Here is an 18,043-nt window from a genome sequence, read left to right on the forward strand (position 1 = left end):
GGTCGCAGGTTCAAATCCTGTCCCCGCAACCAAAATGGTCCCGTGGTGTAGCGGTTAACATGCCTGCCTGTCACGCAGGAGATCGCCGGTTCGATCCCGGTCGGGACCGCCATTTATTTAAACGACAACGAAACGATTAGGTTTCGTTTTTTTTATGCTCTTTTTGAGGTAGACACTTGGTGAAACTTGGACAAACTAGATAGATAAGATACACTGAATATCAGGGAACCTTCCTTAGAACTGCGGAGTTCTAAGGCTTTTTAGGATAGATTGAGTACGGGAGGCTGGTCTTTTCCATGACGATAAAGGACGAATTTCAGTTTATCAGCCGAATCCGTCAAAATGAGGTCCGACAGTCCGGTTTAGTCGAAGGGATTGGCGATGATGCTGCCCTATATGTAACGAAATCAGATTATCTTGAGGTCGTCTGTACGGATACGCTGGTTGAAGGGGTACATTTTTTAAAAGAATTATCTTCTCCGAAGGATATCGGCTATAAGGGGCTTGCCGTCAATGTGAGCGATGTAGCTGCTATGGGTGGCGTACCCAAGTATTATCTTGTGGCCATTGCGGTACCCAAGTCATGGTCAGAACAGGAGCTTGCCGAATTATATGCAGGAATGGACGAGCTGGCGGAACCGCTTCGCATCGATTTGATTGGAGGAGACACGGTCTCAACCTCGGATAAGCTCGTTCTTACCGTGACGGTGATCGGTGAGGTGAAAAAGGGCAGGCAAAGGCTGCGGAAGGATGCACGTCCGGGAGATGCCGTGTTTGTAACAGGTACGGTCGGTGATTCCGCTGCAGGGCTTCAAGTTTTGCTTGGAAATCTTCAAACGGAAGACCCGCATGCAGCATCTTTTCTGATCAACAGGCATAAGCGCCCAGTCCCACAGGTGAAAGCAGGACAGATTATGAGCTCTGCCAACCGGGTATCGCTGAATGATATCAGTGACGGACTGGCGAGTGAACTAAATGAAATTTGCGAGTCCAGCTGTGTTAAAATAGTGATAGATAAAACAAGACTTCCAATGAGTGACTCAATGAAGTCACTGAACCATGAGGATTCAGAAAAATGGATGCTGTTTGGCGGAGAAGACTTTGAATTAACTGGTACTGCTTCACGGGCTGTATTCACTGATCTTCAAAAGAGATGCCTGGCAGAAGGAATCCTTCTTACGGAAATTGGACGTGTTGAAGAAGGGCCGGCAGGTGTTTTTTTTACTGAGGACGGAAAGCTGACGAAGCTTGAAAAGTCCGGATATAATCATTTTAAGTAAGGTGAAGTTTATGATAAAGCATGTACTGAAATCAGCTCATACAGATGAAACGACACGTCTTGCCATAAGACTCGGAGAGCTTTTGAAGCCGGGGGCTGTCATTACCCTTGAAGGCGATCTTGGCGCCGGAAAGACGACGTTCACTAAGGGACTGGCAAAAGGTCTGGGCATCAGCAGAAATGTCAACAGCCCTACGTTTACGATTATGAAAGAATACCGGGATGGCCGGATTCCTTTGTATCATATGGATGTGTACCGCATGGAAGACAGCGGGGAGGATCTCGGATTTGATGAATATTTTGAAGGCGACGGCGTGACCGTTGTTGAGTGGGCAAGCATGATTGAAGAACAGCTTCCAAAGGAGCGGCTGGACATCAGAATACACCGCTCAGGAGACGATGAGCGTGAAATCATTCTCATTCCTATCGGTGAGGACTATATTGGTTTATGTGAGGAGCTTGTAACCGGATGAAAGCATTAGCAATTGATACGTCAAACCTTACACTCGGGGTTGCCCTTGTGGGGGAAGAAACGGTGATGGGTGAGTATGTCACGCACGTGAAACAAAATCATTCAGTCCGTGCGATGCCTGCTGTTGAGTGGGTGCTGCAGGAGTGCGGCGTGAAGCCTGCCGAGCTTGACCGTGTGATCGTAGCAGAAGGGCCGGGATCTTATACAGGACTCCGAATCGGCGTCAGCATTGCAAAGACACTTGCCTGGACCCTGAATATTCCACTTGTCAGTGTTTCGAGTCTTGAAGTGCTTGCAGCAGGAGGCACTTACTTTGACGGAATGATCTGCCCGCTGTTTGATGCTCGCAGGGGACAAGTGTATACAGGACTTTATGAATATGAAGACGGTGTTCTTTTAAATAGAAGAAAAGACTGTAATCTTCTTCTTGCAGACTGGCTTGAGGAGCTGAAGAAAGAAGATAAGCGGATTTTGTTTATTGGCAATGACGTCAGTCTTCACAGGGAACTTATCAAACAGATTCTTGGCGAACAGGCCATGTTTGCAGCGATGACAGAGAACAATCCAAGACCATCCATGCTTGGGAAAATCGGGCTTAAAAAAGACCCTGTTGATCTCCATTCATTTGTCCCGAACTACATTCGCATGGCTGAAGCAGAAGTAAAGTGGCTGGAACAACAGAAATAAGCAGGTGAAAGAGATGAAGCAGGATACAATGGTCATCCGGCCAATGAATGTAACGGATATAGATGCTGTCTATGAAATTGAAACACAGTCCTTTGCCACTCCATGGCTGAAGGAGTCTTTTCATAATGAACTGACACAGAACCATTTTGCTAAATACCTGGTTGTGGAATTTGACCGGCAAATTATCGGCTATTGCGGACTTTGGATTATCATGGATGAGGCGCAGGTAACGAATATTGCCGTTCTCCCTGCTTTCAGGGGCAATAAAATCGGCGAAACACTGCTTCGGCAGGCGATTGGCGTTGCAAAGGAGTATGGTGCAGGGAAAATCTCGCTTGAGGTCAGGGTGTCAAACCATGTGGCACAGTCCCTGTACAAAAAACTCGGGTATCAGCCGGGCGGAATCAGAAAGCGGTATTATACCGATAACGGAGAAGATGCTTTAGTAATGTGGGTGGGTTTAAAATGACGAAAAACGATCTGTACGTACTTGGTATTGAGACAAGCTGTGATGAGACAGCTGTATCAATCGTAAAAAATGGACGGGAAATCATCTCGAATGTCGTGGCTTCCCAAATTGAAAGCCATAAACGATTCGGCGGAGTTGTTCCCGAAATTGCTTCAAGACATCATGTTGAGCAGCTGACGATTGTTCTGGAGGAAGCCCTGAAACAGGCGGACATGGGCTTTAAAGACCTCGATGCGATTGCTGTAACGGAGGGACCGGGACTGGTAGGAGCCCTTTTGATTGGCGTAAATGCGGCCAAGGCTCTTGCATTTGCCCATGGGCTGCCGCTTGTTGGCGTTCATCATATTGCGGGGCATATATATGCCAACCAGCTTATTTCTGAGCTGAAATTCCCGCTGCTGTCGCTTGTCGTCTCAGGCGGACATACCGAACTTGTCTATATGAAGGAACACGCCTCCTTTGAAGTCATTGGAGAGACGCTGGATGATGCTGCCGGGGAAGCCTATGACAAAGTGGCAAGAACGTTAAAGCTTCCATATCCCGGTGGCCCTCACATCGACCGTTTGGCTGCAGAAGGAACGCCATCCATTGATCTGCCGCGGGCATGGCTTGAGCCGGATTCCTTTAACTTCAGCTTCAGCGGCCTGAAATCAGCGGTTATTAACACTCTCCACAATGCTGAACAGCGCGGAGAAGTGATTGAGCCCAAAGACCTTGCCGCAAGCTTCCAGGCAAGCGTCATTGATGTACTTGTCACAAAAACCGTTGCAGCTGCAGAAAAGTATGGAGTGAATCAAGTTCTTCTTGCCGGCGGTGTTGCTGCAAACAGAGGATTGCGTGCAGCCCTTACGGAAACGTTCAGCGGTCTTCAGAATGTTGAGCTTATTATCCCGCCGCTGTCTCTCTGTACGGACAACGCAGCCATGATCGCAGCAGCAGGAAGCGTTTTTTATGAAAAAGGACACAGAGGGTCGATGAGAATGAACGCAAATCCAGGCCTTGAGCTTCCGAATTAATGGTTATCAACAAGTTATTCACACTCCGTCCAATAACTCATGCAAGAATTTATGAAAGCTTGTGGAATATGGACGGGGATAACCTGTGGATAATGTGGATAAAAAACGATTAAAATGTGGATAATGTGTATAATTCTCATAAAACCTTATAAAACATGAACTTGAGATTGTGGATAACAAAAAACTCAGCACCTGTTATGGCGCTGAGTTTTTTTATCCACAATTTTTTATTCCTCCTGCAGATGCTCCCATTCGTTCATCAAGTGTTCAAGCTCTTCCTGCAGTGCTTCGTTTTCCTGATTAATCTCCTGAACTCTTGTGTGGTCCTGATAGATCTCGGGATCGCAAAGGAGCTGTTCATTTACTTCTACCTTTTCCTCAATAGCTGAAATGCGCTCTTCCACTTCCTGAAGCTTGCGCTGTTTTTGCCGCGCTTGTTTTTTAAGTTCCTTTTCCTGTTCATAGGAAAGCTTATTTCCGTTTTCTTTCTCCTTCACTTCAGGGGCAGCATCCAAGGCAGCAAGCTCGAGCTGCTCTGCTTTTTTATGCTGATAGTAATCGTAATCTCCGAGGTATTCGGTCACACCGCCCGGCGAAAGTTCATATACTTTTGTCGCAATTCTGTTGATGAAATACCGGTCATGGGAAACAAACAGGATGGTCCCCGGGTAATCAATCAGTGCGTTTTCAAGCACTTCCTTGCTGTCGAGATCAAGGTGGTTTGTCGGCTCATCCAGAATGAGCAGATTGGCTTTTTGCAGCATCAGCTTCGCAAGGGCAAGTCTTGCTTTCTGCCCGCCGCTTAATGTGGAGACATTTTTCAGGACATCGTCACCGGAAAAGAGGAAGTTTCCAAGCACGGTGCGGATTTCCTTTTCTGTTAGCATCGGGTAGTCATCCCACAGCTCATCAAGGACTCGTTTATTCGACGTAAGATTCGCCTGCTCCTGATCGTAATAGCCGATCTTGACGCCGGATCCAAGCTGAAATGACCCTTTTAGTGGAGCAAGTCTTTCAATGATCGTTTTCAGGAGTGTCGACTTTCCGACTCCGTTCGGCCCGACGAGCGCGATGCTGTCACCCCGTGAAACGGAAAAAGAGACATTTGAAATGATCGGATTCGTTCCATCATAGGAAACAGCGATATCATTCGCTTTTAAAACATCATTTCCGCTCTGCCGCTCGATATCAAATTTAAAGTGGGCAGACTTCTCATCCCCAAGCGGCCTGTCCATCAAATCCATGCGCTGCAGTTTTTTCTGACGGCTTTGCGCGCGCTTTGTTGTTGATGCTCTTGCCATGTTCCGCTGGATAAAATCCTTCAGCTTCGCCACTTCATCCTGCTGTTTTTCAAATAATTTAAGCTCGCGTTCATAGTTTTCAGCGGCCTGCTCGAGGTAGCGGCTATAGTTGCCGATGTACTTTCTGCTGGAGTGCCTTGAAATCTCATACACCTGGTTGACAACCTTATCAAGGAAGTACCGGTCATGGGATACGATTAGAATGGCACCGCTGTAACCCTGCAGGTATTGCTCAAGCCAGGACAGCGTTGCGATATCCAGATGGTTCGTCGGTTCATCCAGCACGAGCAGATCAGGGCTTGTCAAAAGCAGCTTACCAAGGGCAAGGCGTGTTTTCTGGCCTCCGCTCAAACGCTGGATCGGTGTTGAGATGTCAAAGTCAGCAAAGCCGAGTCCGTGAAGAACAGAACGGATGACTGCTTCATATTGATAGCCGCCTTTTTCTTTAAATTCAACCTGAAGACGGTCGTATTCATTCAGCAGCTGCTGAAATTCCCGTTCTGAAGGGTCTGTTTCAGCCATTTTCATCTCTAGGCTGCGCATCGTTTTTTCCATATCCTTAAGAGGCTGGAAAACGGAATTCATTTCATCCCAGATGGAAAGCTCGGATTCAAGGCCGGTATCCTGGGCCAGATAGCCGATCCGGACATCCTTAGGCTTGATGATTTCTCCTGATTCATAGGAAAGCTGTCCCGCGATAATCTTCAGGAGCGTTGATTTTCCGGCGCCGTTGCGGCCGACGAGTGCAATCTTGTCGCGCGTTTGTACTTCAAGTTTAATGTTCGATAATATAAGATCAGCAGCAAAATATTTTGTCAGCTGGTTAATTTGCAGCAAAATCATGTCTTTTCACCTCATGCTATGATAGGTTAAGTGTAGCTTATCCGCGGGGTGCCCGCAATGATTGGGGCCTCCGGATGCTTGTATTTGTCACAATAAGTAAAAAGACAGATTTGTAAAAATAGTGTATAGTCTAGGTATGAGGGGCGTAAAAAGATGTCAAATTTTACTCATTTTAACCAGCAGGGCAGAGCCAGGATGGTTGATATATCCGAAAAAAATGAAACAGTCCGCACAGCCGAAGCGATTTCAAGCGTCATCATGAGCATCGATGTGCATGAGAAAATCGTAAACCAGCAGCTTGAAAAAGGCGACGTGCTTGCTGTTGCGCAGGTAGCCGGCATTATGGCTGCTAAGAACACATGGAACATCATTCCGATGTGCCACCCGATCCCGCTTAAAGGAATCGATATCTCATTTGACTGGGAAAAAGACGAGGGACAAGCCCGCCTTGTCATACATGCTGCAGTCAAAACAAAAGGAAGTACAGGTGTTGAAATGGAAGCGCTAACTTCCGCTTCTGTCTGTGCACTGACGGTTTATGATATGTGCAAGGCTTTAGACAAGGGACTGGTAATCGGTCCGACGTACTTATCTCAAAAAACCGGCGGGAAAAATGGGGATTACAAGAGAGATAAATCTGCATCTTTGAATGTGGGGGTTAGAACGTGAACAACATTGAACAATCCAAAATTCCGCAGGCGACGGCAAAACGTCTGCCTTTATACTACAGGTTCTTAAAAAACCTGCATGCCTCAGGAAAGCAGCGGGTGTCATCAGCTGAACTGAGTGATGCCGTGAAGGTCGATTCCGCGACCATCCGAAGAGACTTTTCCTACTTTGGAGCTCTAGGGAAAAAAGGATATGGCTACAACGTCAATTACCTGCTGTCTTTTTTCAGAAAGACGCTTGATCAGGACGAGGTCACAAAGGTTACGCTGATTGGAGTAGGAAATCTCGGTACAGCTTTCCTTCATTATAACTTCACGAAAAACAACAATACGCTGATTTCACTGGCGTTTGATGTGGATGAGAACAAAATCGGCACCGAAATTGGCGACGTGCCGATCTATCATCTTGATAACATGGAAGAGCACCTGCCTGAGGATGTGACCGTTGCGATCTTGACGGTCCCTGCCCAGGCTGCCCAGGCGATTACAGACAGACTGATTGCAAAGGGCATTAAAGGCATTTTGAACTTCACACCGGCAAGACTGAATGTGCCGGAGGAAATCAGAATTCACCATATTGATCTTGCCGTTGAGCTGCAGTCGCTCGTCTACTTTTTGAAACATTACCCGAACGCATAAAGAAAGAGGTGAAAACCATGCCGAACATAGGATTTGGAAGTCTGCTGCTGATCGTTTTTGCTGCTTTATTAATCTTTGGTCCAAAGAAGCTTCCGGAACTTGGAAAAGCGCTGGGAAATTCGCTGCGCGAGTTCAAGTCTGCCACAAAAGGGCTTGCAGATGACGATGAGGAAGACAAAAAGAAGGAAGAGAAGTAAGATAGGATGAAAGCAGTTATGAAACAAAACGACATGTCGGTCATCGATCACATTGCCGAGCTCAGAAAACGGATCATCATTACGGTCTTTTTCCTGTTTCTCGCTGTGATTGCCGGCTTCTTACTCGCAAAGCCGATCATTATTTATCTGCAGCATACGACAGAAGCTGAGAATTTGACGCTTAATTCATTCCGCATGACAGATCCGATCATGGTCTACATGCAGTTTACCTTTATCATCGCCTTTATCCTGACGTCACCGGTCATTCTTTATCAGCTGTGGGCCTTCGTAAGTCCGGGGCTTTACGAAAAAGAAAGACGTGTCACGCTCAGCTATATCCCGATTAGCATCGGGCTGTTTCTGGCCGGTCTGAGCTTTTCGTATTTCCTGCTGTTTCCATTCGTGGTTGATTTTATGGAGCAGCTGTCAAATGATCTTGATATTAACCAGGTCATCGGGATTAACGAGTATTTTCAGTTTCTCATTCAGCTCACCATACCGTTCGGACTGCTGTTTCAGCTGCCGGTTGTCATCATGTTTTTGACAAGGCTCGGGATTGTCACGCCGATGTTCCTGTCAAAGGTGAGGAAATACGCATACTTCATTCTGCTTGTCATCGCAGCGCTCATCACACCTCCGGAGATTGTCTCGCATCTCATGGTGTCTGTTCCGCTTTTCATTTTGTATGAAGTCAGTATTTTCGTCTCAAGATTTGCCTACCGGAAAGCACAGAAAACACAGTTTGAGGAAGAAAATAAAGAAGGGTAATCCGCTGCCGGATTACCCTTCTTCCTATTTTTTCTTCGTTTTTACTTTATACGAAAGAGTAAACATTCGGAATGCCACTCCAAGATCAAATGTTGCAATCAGCATCAGCAGGATGGTCGGAAAAGACCATAGCCCGTTTTCCGAGCTGTTTACCGCAAGATAGGTAAACAGGATGCCCATTGCCAAGTAGAAAATTCCCATCGATACCGGGCTTGTTCTCATTCTTACATGCCTCCAAAAATAAATTGCATTTGTTCCGCATTCTTCATCATTTCTTCAATCTGTTCGCGGTTCGACTGCAGCAGCACGACCAGTGTATTCATGGCGACATGTGCAAAGATCGGTACGAGCAGGCGCTTTGTCCGGATATACAGGAAAGCAAAGACAAAGCCCATTGATCCGTACAGGAGCAGATGCTGCGGCTCACCGTGCACAAGCGCAAAAACGATTGAACTGATCAAAGCCGAAAGGAAGAAATTCATGCGCTGATAGAGAGCGCCGAACAGAATCTTTCTGAAAATGATTTCCTCTAATATCGGTCCGATAATGGAAGTGACGAGGATAAGAAGAGGCGTAACCTTTAATACTTCCATGATAATCTGCGTATTTTCTGACTCTCCCTGGATTCCGAGCACTCTCGTTTCAATTGTGGCTGCGAGAACCTGGACAGTCAGCGCCAAAAATACTCCGGCCACTGCCCATAGGATGGACACACTTACCGGGGCTGCGTCACCTCTTAATTCCTTGTTGTCTCTAAAGTGGGTGCGCATGAAAAACAGGACGAGGACAAATGCAGCCGCAAAGCTGAAAACGGTCCAGTATCCGGATGCCATAATCTGAGCCATTCTCATCGATTCGCCTTCGCCTACACCAAGCTTAAGAAGAAGCGGGATGCCAAGAATGCCTGAAAACTGCATGACGATGTATGTCAAAATGATTAGCCAGTATTCTTTCTTCAATCGAATGACTCCTTTTTTCGCCGATTATCGGTCATATGTTTATGTGTCAACTAGGCATTATTGTACCATAAACAGGGCAGCATGTAGGAGGATAACGCCTTTATGGTATGCCTTATGGGGACGAATCATGTAATTGATAAGGATTTCATTTTTTTTTGACTTATCACTTGAATTTGAGTGAGAGATTCTATAATATAATACTTGTGTTAGCACTCGAGACATCTGAGTGCTAATAAATAAGAAAATTTAAATCAATGAAATTTGAGGAGGTTGTTTCACTTGTTAAAGCCATTAGGTGATCGTGTCGTAATTGAGCTTGTACAATCTGAAGAAAAGACTGCCAGCGGAATCGTATTGCCGGACAGCGCGAAAGAAAAGCCGCAAGAGGGCAAAGTTGTAGCAGTAGGTACTGGTCGTGTGCTTGACAACGGTGAGCGTGTTGCTCTTGAAGTTGCAGAAGGCGATCGTATTATCTTCTCAAAATACTCTGGTACTGAAGTGAAGTATGAGGGTGCTGAATACTTAATCTTACGCGAAAGCGACATTTTAGCAGTTATCGGCTAATTTTATAAATAACATAAAAAACTTTTCAGGAGGTAAGAAATTATGGCTAAAGACATTAAATTCAGTGAAGACGCTCGCCGTGCAATGCTGCGCGGAGTTGACGCACTTGCAAATGCTGTAAAAGTAACACTTGGACCAAAAGGACGCAACGTGGTTCTTGAGAAAAAATTCGGATCTCCGCTAATCACAAATGACGGTGTAACCATCGCAAAAGAAATTGAGCTTGAAGATGCATTCGAAAACATGGGTGCAAAGCTTGTTGCTGAAGTTGCAAGCAAAACAAACGACGTAGCAGGTGACGGTACAACAACTGCAACGGTTCTTGCTCAGGCAATGATCCGCGAAGGTCTTAAAAACGTAACTGCAGGCGCTAACCCAATGGGTATCCGCAAAGGTATCGAAAAAGCGGTTGTTGTTGCTACAGAAGAGCTTAAAGCCATCTCTAAACCAATCGAAAGCAAAGAATCGATTGCTCAAGTAGCTGCGATTTCTGCTGCTGACGACGAAGTAGGTCAATTGATCGCTGAAGCAATGGAGCGCGTTGGCAACGACGGCGTTATCACAATTGAAGAATCAAAAGGCTTCACAACAGAGCTTGAAGTCGTTGAAGGTATGCAGTTCGACCGCGGATATGCATCTCCATACATGGTCACTGATTCAGACAAAATGGAAGCTGTCCTAGACAACCCGTACATCTTAATCACTGACAAAAAAATCACAAACATTCAGGAGATCCTTCCTGTACTTGAGCAGGTTGTACAACAAGGCAAGCCTCTACTATTGATTGCTGAGGATGTTGAAGGTGAAGCACTTGCTACTCTAGTAGTAAACAAACTTCGCGGAACATTCAATGCAGTAGCTGTTAAAGCTCCTGGATTCGGCGACCGCCGCAAAGCCATGCTTGAGGACATCTCTGTTCTTACAGGCGGAGAAGTGATCACTGAAGACTTAGGTCTTGACCTTAAATCAGCGAACATTTCCCAGCTTGGCCGCGCTTCTAAAGTTGTTGTAACAAAAGAAAACACAACAATCGTTGAAGGCGCTGGCGAGTCTGACAAAATTGCAGGCCGCGTAAAACAAATCCGTGCTCAATTAGAAGAAACAACTTCTGAGTTCGATAAAGAAAAATTACAAGAACGTCTGGCTAAATTAGCTGGCGGCGTAGCAGTCATCAAAGTTGGTGCTGCAACTGAAACAGAACTAAAAGAGCGCAAACTTCGCATTGAAGATGCCCTTAACTCTACTCGCGCTGCAGTAGAAGAAGGTATCGTATCAGGCGGTGGTACAGCCCTTGTAAATGTATACAACAAAGTAGCATCTGTTGAAGGAGAAGGCGACTTCGCGACAGGCGTAAACATCGTTCTTCGCGCACTTGAAGAGCCAGTACGCCAAATCGCTCACAACGCAGGTCTTGAAGGCTCCGTTATCGTTGAGCGCCTGAAGCATGCTGAAGTAGGCACTGGATTCAACGCTGCAACTGGTGCATGGGTAAACATGATCGAAGCCGGTATCGTTGACCCGACAAAAGTAACTCGTTCAGCTCTTCAAAACGCTGCATCTGTAGCGGCTATGTTCCTGACTACTGAAGCAGTAGTTGCTGACAAGCCTGAAGAAAACGCTCCTGCAATGCCTGATATGGGCGGCATGGGTGGAATGGGCGGAATGATGTAATCATTGCCCAAAAATAGAAGTAGAGAGGTTTTCCAGAGAGATTTGGGAAGCCTCTTTTTTTACTGTTTTTCGTTCTAATAGCGTAACCTCTTGGAGGAATAACATAACTAGAGAGAAATTTTATATATAACTAAATAAAATAACCGAAGGAGATTTTAAATGAAGATAAAAGAAGAGTTTAAATACCTCAAATACTTTTATGATGGATACTACAACCAGTCATATAATGATACATTAGATGATCGATTTATTGATTTTAAAGATCTGGAGAATGATTGTTGGATACAAAAATTGAGGGAAGATATCAGTAAGCTCGAGGAGGTCTTCATTCAAGAAGATATTGAAAAATGGAATGAAATCGAAGCACTGGTTCATGATGACAGCTTAAGGTATCTTCCATATCATTTTGGAAAAGAATTTATTGAGACGGCAAAAAGGCACTTGTTTTAAATGAATATATGCATAATGTCTAGCATGTAGTAAACGAATCGCCTTGAATGCGTTGAGGGCTATCCAATAAATTCTTTTATTCTATTAAAAGGTACTGCATCTTCATATTTTTCTTTTGAAAAAGGAAGAACGTCAATTACCCCGAGTTTTGACATAATGATTTCTTCCCCGACTGCTTCTAATAGGAGATGAAAGAGCGGTGAAGCCATTGTCTCTGGCTGGTTCACGTGCTGGGAATCGATATAAAAATGGATGTTCACTTTTTCTGATTTTGAATCCCTATGAATCTCAAAAAATATTTCTTTTGGATAAAGAGTCCATTCCTTAAAAACAATAGTAAGATCGTCAATACTATCCGCAGGCGGGATAAAAGGAACGGCTTTCCAGCTTTGAGTGTGATCTTCCGGAAAACGGCTAATTAATGATCGTACATGAGGTATACCATCAGGGTTGCATTCGCAGGAAATATAAATGTAATCTGTCCCATGAAAACCAGGTGAGGATCCTATGTATACCGATAAAAGACGGTGAACTTTTTTCACGCGCTTATTAGCTTGCCAAAGACGGAATTTACTTATGAAAGAAGAATGCTCTATATTTTTATATTTCCATTCGTTTTTTAAGAACCAATTCCAAAATTCCCTCTCTTTTTGTTCGGTCCTGGAGCTATTGTTCATCCAACCCCCACCTTTCATATCAATGTAATCCTTTGCTGTTGCAAGATTCTTTCATGACAACTCTATAAATCTATTCTAAATGGAATTTGATATTTAATATACTTACAGGTCTTAGGAAACACAGCATGAATACATATCAAAATCCACCAAACAAAATACCCTCATCACTTGACCTACAGTCAACTCTAACAGTTACCATGGTTTCATAAGAGCAAAAAGAGGTATAGAGACGTAGAGAGAATTCTGCTTCTGTCCTTTGCTTTCTCTTACTATGAAACTATCACTATTGGAGGTTTTTCTATGATTACTGCTAAAGCAAGAGCTGTTGACGGGCCGGACAAACCTTTTAAAGAGGCTGAGATTACGCGCCGCGATTTGGATTCGAAGGATGTCTTGATTGAAATTAAATTTGCGGGGATCTGCCATTCTGACATTCATACGGCGCATGGGGAATGGGGCGAGGTGAATTATCCGCTTGTACCTGGGCACGAGATTGCGGGGATTGTCACGGATGTAGGACCCGAGGTTACAAAATACAAGGTCGGTGACCGCGTCGGGGTCGGCTGTATGGTAGACTCCTGCGGTGATTGCGAGAACTGCCAGAAAGGGGAGGAACAATACTGCCTGAAAGGAAACATTCCTACCTACGCTGGTGTTGATAAATACGGGGAGCCGACTCAGGGCGGTTATTCTACTCATATTGTCGTGGTCGAGGATTTTGTGCTGAGCATTCCGGATGAGATTGAGCTTGATCAGGCTGCACCGCTTCTTTGTGCGGGCATTACGACCTTTTCTCCGCTGCATCACTGGAAAGCAGGTCCGGGCAAAAAGGTAGCGATTGTCGGTCTCGGCGGTCTTGGTCATATGGCTGTTAAGATTGCAAACGCTATGGGTGCGGAAGTGACGGTGCTGTCCCAAACCTTGAAGAAAAAAGAAGACGGTATGCGGTTTGGAGCCGCTGATTACCATGCTACAAGTGATCCGGAGACGTTTGAAAAGCTTGCCGGCACGTTTGACCTGATTATTAACACGGTGAGTGCCAAGTTGAAGCTGGATGATTATCTATCCCTTCTGACTCTCGACGGCAGTCTGGTAAATGTCGGTGCACCTGCAGAACCGCTGTCATTGAACGTGTTCTCTCTGATTGCCCACCGCCGTTCGTTTGCGGGATCCTTAATCGGCGGAATCCGCGAGACGCAGGAGATGCTGGATTTCTGTGCAGAGCATAACATTGCTCCTGAGATTGAAGTCATTTCAGCCGATCAAATTAACGAAGCATACGACCGTGTAATGAAATCAGATGTAAAGTACCGGTTCGTCATTGATATCAGCACAATGTAAGGCAGCAGTTACGTTCAGGGTGTTCAAAGGTCAATCTTTGGACACCCTTTTTCTGTATGCTTAAAAAGAAGCGGGAGCCGCGATGGCTTGCACATACTAATGCTGCCATAGTTTCTTATAACAGGAGGCTTTCCATATGGAAGGCTTCTTTTTTATGGTGAAGAACGAAGCATTATGCTTTCTGAACCTTTTTTTACCAGAGGAGGACACTTTCCTGAAACATCCCTGTCCTTTCTGTATAATGAGTGTACAGAAACTAGAGGTGAGTGAATGAGGAAAGGAAAATGGAGTCTTCAGGTTACGATAACGGTATTTGTCTGTGCGGTTGTCGCTCTTGCTCTGTTGGTGACCAATTTGCTTGTAACTAGTACGGTGACGGAGAACAGCGAGAGAAACCAGGAGGAAAAGGCCGGGAATGTAGCGAGGATTATGGCGGAAACGCCGCTGATTATTGACGCGCTGGATGGAAAGGGAGATAAGGCAGCCGTGCAGGATTACGCCAATGAGGTGCGCAGGGCTTCGGGTGTGCAATTTGTCGTGATTATGGATATGCAGGGGACGCGGCTTTCCCATCCTGATCCAGCGAAGGTCGGGAAGCCGTTTGTCGGCGGAGATGAAGAGGAAGTGTTAAGAGGGAAAGCATATACAAGCATTTCAGAGGGGACACTTGGACGGTCGCTCCGGTCTTTCACCCCGATTTTCAACGCAGAAGGTGTGGAGGTCGGGGCCGCTGCGGTCGGGATTTCTCTTGAGGAGGTAAACGATGCGGCGGAAAGAAGCCGGGAAAACATCCTGATTGGAACGGTTCTTGGGATTCTTGCCGGAATGGCGGGAGCGGTTTTCCTCGCGAAGTACATTAAGAGAATTCTGTTCGGACTGGAGCCGTTTGCGATTGCCAAGCTTCTTCAGGAGAGGAGTGCCGTTCTTCAGTCTGTCCGGGAAGGGGTCATAGCCGTCGACCAAGATGCCAACATTACTCTTGTGAATAAAGCGGCGGAAAAGCTCGTGCATAAGGCGGGGCTGACGATTCAAAATCCGGTGGGGAAGGATATTAATGATTATATGCCGTCTTCCACTCTGAAGCGGGTGCTGCAGACAGGGAAGCCCGAGCTTGATGAAGAGCAGGAGTTAAAAGGCATCACGCTTCTTACAAACAGGGTGCCGGTTATTCTGGAAGGCAAAACGGTCGGTGCGGTGGCAACGTTCCGTGATAAAACGGAGATCAGCCAGCTTGCCGAGCAGCTGACCGGTGTAAGGCTTTATGCGGATGCTCTCAGAGCGCAATCACACGAGTTCATGAATAAACTGCATGTCATTTTAGGAATGGTTCATATGAAGCATTATGAGGAGCTGGCCGGCTATATCAGCGGAGTTGTGGGACATCATCAGGGCGAAATCGGCTCCATTTCAAGGAAGATAAAAGATCCGGTGCTGGCGGGCTTTTTAATCGGCAAGGTCAGCAAAGCCAGGGAAGAGGGAGCGGAGCTTGTCTACACGACCGGTTATCCTGTGCCGGAAGGGGAGGAGCACCTCACCCACGAGCTGATTACCATTATCGGAAATTTAATTGACAACTCACTTGCAGCCGTTGAGCATTCTCCGCACAAAAAGGTCAGTGTCCATTTTGACTATGGCGATGAGATCCTGACCGTGGAAGTGAAGGATACAGGCAGCGGAATGAGTGACGACATCCAAAGCCGGATCTTTGAAAAGGGTTTTTCTACGAAAGGCAGTGACCGCGGGATCGGTTTGCACTTAGTCCGCGAGAGTCTTTCAAGGCTCGATGGAGACATGGAGATTCAATCAAAAGAAGGAAGGGGAACGAAAGTGGCCGTTTACATCCCATACGAAAGCAAAGGTGGCACGTCATGACCAGGGTGATGATTGTAGAAGATGATCCGATGGTGGCCGAGTTCAATAAGCGGTATTTGGCCCAGTCCGGCGGATTCGAACTGGCAGCCGTCTGCACCTCGGTCGGAGAAGCCGTTGCGGCTCTTGAAAACAGCCAGATAGACCTGATTCTTCTGGATATCTTTATGCCGGGTAAAAGCGGACTCGATCTGTTGGCGTATATCCGGGAAAAAAAGAAGGAGATAGATGTTATCGTCATCTCTGCAGCCTCCGATATTGACCGTGTGCAGAAGGCTCTCAGGCTCGGTGCAGTCGATTATCTGATTAAGCCGTTTGAATACGAAAGGTTTCACGAGGCGCTTACGGCGTACCGGGAAAAGGCCTCTTTTATCCGGAAGCAGCAGGTTCTGAGCCAGAAAGACCTGGATGAGATGCTGCTGCGCAAAGAGGAGCGGCATCTGCCGGAGGACCTTCCGAAAGGTCTGACACAGGAAACTCTGAAGCTTACCTGGACAGCGATTCTTGAGCTTGAAGCTGAGCATTTTTCTATAGATGACCTCGTCAGCAGGGTGGGCATATCCCGCGTATCGGTACGGAAATACTTGAAGTTTCTGATTGATGCCGGGGTGCTGAATGTCAAGGTCAGCTACGGTACGATCGGCAGACCAGTTTATCAGCATTCAGTCAATCAATCCAAAATTCACATAATGAACCAGTATATGTAAGCGGAAGCTCTCCGCTTGCTTTTTTTAATTTTAGTAACGCTTTCATAAGTTTCATAAACTAGGATTCTCCGGTTTTCTCTCCTATGATAGGGAAAGAAGAGACAGGAGGTTATTCCTTTGAAATCAGCAAACGCAATGAAAACGCTTCCTTTTGAAGAGGAACAGCAAAAACGAAAAGGCTTATGGTACAAAATCAACCAGTTGAAGATCGGTGTCATTCCGCTGCCGGTTTACCTTGTCATAGCTCTCATCGTCTATGGAGCTGCAGTAAACAATGAACTTCCTCCCGATATGATTGGGGGATTTGCCCTGATTATGGTCATGGGAATTCTGCTTGGCGACCTGGGTATGAAAATTCCCATTCTGAAAAGCATTGGAGGACCGGCGATTCTGTCGCTGCTGGTTCCGTCCATTCTCGTATTTTACAATGTGCTGAATCCTGCTTCTATGGAAGCCGTCACCACATTGATGAAAACATCCAACTTTTTATATCTTTATATCTCCATTTTAGTCGCAGGAAGCATCCTCGGAATGACGCGGAGCCTTCTGATTCAAGGGTTTATGAGGATGTTTGTCCCGCTCGTTCTTGGTACGCTTGCATCTGTGGCAGCGGCCATGCTCGTAGGATCCCTGTTCGGCTACAGCTTGAAGCACACATTCTTTTATATTGTCGTGCCGATCATTGGAGGAGGCATCGGGGAAGGTATTCTCCCGCTGTCGCTGGGCTATTCGTAGATTCTTGGAGGATCGCCTGAAAGCTATGTGTCCCAGATGATTCCCGCAGCCGTAATTGGAAACATTGCCGCCATCATCTGCGCAGGTCTGATGAAAAATCTTGGAGAACGCAGACCGGATTTGACCGGAAACGGCGTTCTTGTGAAATCGAAAGATGGAAACACGTTCAAGGAAGATGAGTCTAAATTCAATAAAATCGACTTTTCGCTGATGGGAGCAGGACTTCTGATTGCCTGCACGTTCTTTATTTTCGGAGGACTCGCGCACAAATTCCTCGGAATTCCGGGACCGGTGCTGATGATTGTCGCCGCAACCCTGGTGAAATGCTTTCAGCTTCTTCCGGCCAAGATGGAGCAGGGGTCGTTCCACTTGTACAAGTTCATCTCAACCAGCCTGACATGGCCGCTTATGGTTGGACTTGGCATACTGTACATTCCTCTTGAAGATGTTGTGAAGATTGTAACGCCCGGCTATATTCTAGTCTGCATCAGCGTTGTTGTTGCAATGGTAACTACCGGTTATTTCACAGGCAAGCTGATGAAGATGTATCCGGTCGACTCGGCCATTGTTACAGGCTGTCACAGCGGCCTTGGAGGAACCGGAGATGTGGCGATTCTGTCTGCTTCCAACCGGATGTCGCTCATGCCGTTCGCACAGGTTGCAACAAGACTCGGCGGTGCATCAACAGTAATCATCGCGATCCTGCTTATGAAATTACTCGGTTAAAAAAG

At 46.2% G+C, this 18,043-nt stretch carries 19 protein-coding genes, 2 tRNA genes and 1 pseudogene (1 of these 22 running past the window's edge); 18 read left to right on the plus strand and 4 right to left on the minus strand.

The genetic code is table 11. The annotated features are described in order from the left end of the window. From RKD52_RS21155 to tsaD, 7 genes are all read left to right on the plus strand, one after another. A tRNA-Met gene (locus RKD52_RS21155) sits at positions 1 to 32 on the plus strand (it extends 45 nt beyond the left edge of the window). A gap of 4 nt (positions 33 to 36) precedes the next feature. Beyond that, positions 37 to 112: transfer RNA gene (locus tag RKD52_RS21160), tRNA-Asp, on the plus strand. A 184-nt stretch (positions 113 to 296) separates the two neighbouring features. After that, the gene (thiL, locus tag RKD52_RS21165) at positions 297 to 1,280 is read left to right on the plus strand and encodes a thiamine-phosphate kinase (protein WP_454101375.1); all 984 of its coding nucleotides are present in this window, start codon (positions 297 to 299) and stop codon (positions 1,278 to 1,280) included. A 10-nt stretch (positions 1,281 to 1,290) separates the two neighbouring features. Further along, the gene (tsaE, locus tag RKD52_RS21170) at positions 1,291 to 1,752 is read left to right on the plus strand and encodes a tRNA (adenosine(37)-N6)-threonylcarbamoyltransferase complex ATPase subunit type 1 TsaE (protein ID WP_454101376.1); all 462 of its coding nucleotides are present in this window, start codon (positions 1,291 to 1,293) and stop codon (positions 1,750 to 1,752) included. Continuing rightward, positions 1,749 to 2,438 carry a tRNA (adenosine(37)-N6)-threonylcarbamoyltransferase complex dimerization subunit type 1 TsaB gene (tsaB, locus tag RKD52_RS21175; protein WP_454101377.1) on the plus strand — a complete coding sequence of 230 codons (690 nt, stop codon included), beginning with the start codon at positions 1,749 to 1,751 and terminating at the stop codon, positions 2,436 to 2,438. The genes tsaE and tsaB overlap by 4 nt, the downstream gene beginning before the upstream one ends. A gap of 13 nt (positions 2,439 to 2,451) precedes the next feature. After that, positions 2,452 to 2,907, plus strand: coding sequence for a ribosomal protein S18-alanine N-acetyltransferase (rimI, locus tag RKD52_RS21180; protein ID WP_454101378.1), 456 nt, complete (start codon positions 2,452 to 2,454; stop codon positions 2,905 to 2,907). Then, the gene (gene tsaD / locus RKD52_RS21185; RefSeq protein ID WP_454101379.1) at positions 2,904 to 3,923 is read left to right on the plus strand and encodes a tRNA (adenosine(37)-N6)-threonylcarbamoyltransferase complex transferase subunit TsaD; all 1,020 of its coding nucleotides are present in this window, start codon (positions 2,904 to 2,906) and stop codon (positions 3,921 to 3,923) included. Before rimI ends, tsaD begins: the two co-directional genes overlap by 4 nt. Before the next feature lie 227 nt (positions 3,924 to 4,150). Here tsaD and RKD52_RS21190 read toward each other — a convergent pair whose 3' ends face one another. Continuing rightward, positions 4,151 to 6,067: an ABC-F family ATP-binding cassette domain-containing protein gene (locus RKD52_RS21190; RefSeq protein ID WP_454101380.1), complete on the minus strand. Its 1,917-nt coding sequence runs from the start codon at positions 6,065 to 6,067 to the stop codon at positions 4,151 to 4,153. Between the two features lie 153 nt (positions 6,068 to 6,220). Here RKD52_RS21190 and moaC point away from each other — a divergent pair, with 153 nt between their 5' ends. From moaC to tatC, 4 genes are read left to right on the plus strand one after another with little or no spacing between them, the layout of a single operon-like run. Then, positions 6,221 to 6,736: a cyclic pyranopterin monophosphate synthase MoaC gene (moaC, locus tag RKD52_RS21195; protein WP_454101381.1), complete on the plus strand. Its 516-nt coding sequence runs from the start codon at positions 6,221 to 6,223 to the stop codon at positions 6,734 to 6,736. Next, on the plus strand, positions 6,733 to 7,374 hold the full coding sequence (locus RKD52_RS21200) for a redox-sensing transcriptional repressor Rex (RefSeq protein WP_282035160.1): 642 nt from the start codon (positions 6,733 to 6,735) through the stop codon (positions 7,372 to 7,374). The genes moaC and RKD52_RS21200 overlap by 4 nt, the downstream gene beginning before the upstream one ends. 17 nt (positions 7,375 to 7,391) lie before the next feature. Beyond that, entirely contained in the window at positions 7,392 to 7,571 is a 180-nt protein-coding gene (locus RKD52_RS21205) for a twin-arginine translocase TatA/TatE family subunit (protein WP_454101382.1), read from the plus strand. 18 nt (positions 7,572 to 7,589) lie between these two features. Then, positions 7,590 to 8,339 carry a twin-arginine translocase subunit TatC gene (tatC, locus tag RKD52_RS21210; protein ID WP_454101383.1) on the plus strand — a complete coding sequence of 250 codons (750 nt, stop codon included), beginning with the start codon at positions 7,590 to 7,592 and terminating at the stop codon, positions 8,337 to 8,339. 24 nt (positions 8,340 to 8,363) lie between these two features. Here the strand turns inward: tatC and RKD52_RS21215 are convergent, their stop codons facing one another. Beyond that, entirely contained in the window at positions 8,364 to 8,561 is a 198-nt protein-coding gene (locus tag RKD52_RS21215) for a YdiK family protein (RefSeq protein WP_369736061.1), read from the minus strand. A 2-nt stretch (positions 8,562 to 8,563) separates the two neighbouring features. Next, the gene (locus tag RKD52_RS21220) at positions 8,564 to 9,298 is read right to left on the minus strand and encodes a CPBP family intramembrane glutamic endopeptidase (protein ID WP_369736062.1); all 735 of its coding nucleotides are present in this window, start codon (positions 9,296 to 9,298) and stop codon (positions 8,564 to 8,566) included. A gap of 279 nt (positions 9,299 to 9,577) precedes the next feature. Between RKD52_RS21220 and groES the strand changes: the two genes are divergently transcribed. From groES to RKD52_RS21235, 3 genes are all read left to right on the plus strand, one after another. Next, complete coding sequence (gene groES, locus RKD52_RS21225; protein ID WP_029286198.1) at positions 9,578 to 9,862, plus strand: co-chaperone GroES; 285 nt, start codon at positions 9,578 to 9,580, stop codon at positions 9,860 to 9,862. A 42-nt stretch (positions 9,863 to 9,904) separates the two neighbouring features. Next, positions 9,905 to 11,533 carry a chaperonin GroEL gene (gene groL, locus RKD52_RS21230; protein WP_029286195.1) on the plus strand — a complete coding sequence of 543 codons (1,629 nt, stop codon included), beginning with the start codon at positions 9,905 to 9,907 and terminating at the stop codon, positions 11,531 to 11,533. 159 nt (positions 11,534 to 11,692) lie between these two features. Continuing rightward, positions 11,693 to 11,983 (plus strand): hypothetical protein, encoded by a 291-nt coding sequence (locus RKD52_RS21235; protein WP_454101384.1) that lies wholly within the window; start codon positions 11,693 to 11,695, stop codon positions 11,981 to 11,983. 59 nt (positions 11,984 to 12,042) lie between these two features. On the opposite strand, the gene RKD52_RS21240 is transcribed toward RKD52_RS21235, so the two are convergent. Further along, a complete protein-coding gene (locus RKD52_RS21240; protein ID WP_454101385.1) occupies positions 12,043 to 12,660 on the minus strand; it encodes a hypothetical protein in 618 nt (205 codons plus the stop codon). A gap of 300 nt (positions 12,661 to 12,960) precedes the next feature. Between RKD52_RS21240 and RKD52_RS21245 the strand changes: the two genes are divergently transcribed. From RKD52_RS21245 to RKD52_RS21260, 4 genes and pseudogenes are all read left to right on the plus strand, one after another. Beyond that, a complete protein-coding gene (locus RKD52_RS21245; RefSeq protein WP_454101386.1) occupies positions 12,961 to 14,001 on the plus strand; it encodes an NAD(P)-dependent alcohol dehydrogenase in 1,041 nt (346 codons plus the stop codon). 270 nt (positions 14,002 to 14,271) lie between these two features. Beyond that, positions 14,272 to 15,873, plus strand: a complete 1,602-nt coding sequence (dcuS, locus tag RKD52_RS21250) for a DcuS/MalK family sensor histidine kinase (protein ID WP_454101387.1) — start codon at positions 14,272 to 14,274, stop codon at positions 15,871 to 15,873. Continuing rightward, positions 15,870 to 16,577: a response regulator gene (locus RKD52_RS21255; RefSeq protein WP_454101388.1), complete on the plus strand. Its 708-nt coding sequence runs from the start codon at positions 15,870 to 15,872 to the stop codon at positions 16,575 to 16,577. The genes dcuS and RKD52_RS21255 overlap by 4 nt, the downstream gene beginning before the upstream one ends. Positions 16,578 to 16,712: 135 nt before the next feature. Further along, positions 16,713 to 18,038, plus strand: a pseudogene (locus RKD52_RS21260) (2-hydroxycarboxylate transporter family protein). Positions 18,039 to 18,043: the final 5 nt, after the last annotated feature.

It is taken from the genome of Metabacillus sp. SLBN-84 (assembly GCF_053629595.1).

Excerpts from the sequence above, each read along its gene's own strand:
- groL (WP_029286195.1), top strand. The coding sequence starts at position 9,905 with ATGGCTAAAGACATTAAATTCAGTGAAGACGCTCGCCGTGCAATGCTG.
- RKD52_RS21215 (WP_369736061.1), bottom strand. The coding sequence starts at position 8,561 with ATGAGAACAAGCCCGGTATCGATGGGAATTTTCTACTTGGCAATGGGC.
- RKD52_RS21245 (WP_454101386.1), top strand. The coding sequence starts at position 12,961 with ATGATTACTGCTAAAGCAAGAGCTGTTGACGGGCCGGACAAACCTTTT.
- RKD52_RS21255 (WP_454101388.1), top strand. The coding sequence starts at position 15,870 with ATGACCAGGGTGATGATTGTAGAAGATGATCCGATGGTGGCCGAGTTC.
- RKD52_RS21190 (WP_454101380.1), bottom strand. The coding sequence starts at position 6,067 with ATGATTTTGCTGCAAATTAACCAGCTGACAAAATATTTTGCTGCTGAT.
- moaC (WP_454101381.1), top strand. The coding sequence starts at position 6,221 with ATGTCAAATTTTACTCATTTTAACCAGCAGGGCAGAGCCAGGATGGTT.
- tatC (WP_454101383.1), top strand. The coding sequence starts at position 7,590 with ATGAAACAAAACGACATGTCGGTCATCGATCACATTGCCGAGCTCAGA.
- RKD52_RS21205 (WP_454101382.1), top strand. The coding sequence starts at position 7,392 with ATGCCGAACATAGGATTTGGAAGTCTGCTGCTGATCGTTTTTGCTGCT.
- tsaB (WP_454101377.1), top strand. The coding sequence starts at position 1,749 with ATGAAAGCATTAGCAATTGATACGTCAAACCTTACACTCGGGGTTGCC.
- tsaD (WP_454101379.1), top strand. The coding sequence starts at position 2,904 with ATGACGAAAAACGATCTGTACGTACTTGGTATTGAGACAAGCTGTGAT.
- thiL (WP_454101375.1), top strand. The coding sequence starts at position 297 with ATGACGATAAAGGACGAATTTCAGTTTATCAGCCGAATCCGTCAAAAT.
- tsaE (WP_454101376.1), top strand. The coding sequence starts at position 1,291 with ATGATAAAGCATGTACTGAAATCAGCTCATACAGATGAAACGACACGT.
- RKD52_RS21240 (WP_454101385.1), bottom strand. The coding sequence starts at position 12,660 with ATGAACAATAGCTCCAGGACCGAACAAAAAGAGAGGGAATTTTGGAAT.
- RKD52_RS21235 (WP_454101384.1), top strand. The coding sequence starts at position 11,693 with ATGAAGATAAAAGAAGAGTTTAAATACCTCAAATACTTTTATGATGGA.
- rimI (WP_454101378.1), top strand. The coding sequence starts at position 2,452 with ATGAAGCAGGATACAATGGTCATCCGGCCAATGAATGTAACGGATATA.
- dcuS (WP_454101387.1), top strand. The coding sequence starts at position 14,272 with ATGAGGAAAGGAAAATGGAGTCTTCAGGTTACGATAACGGTATTTGTC.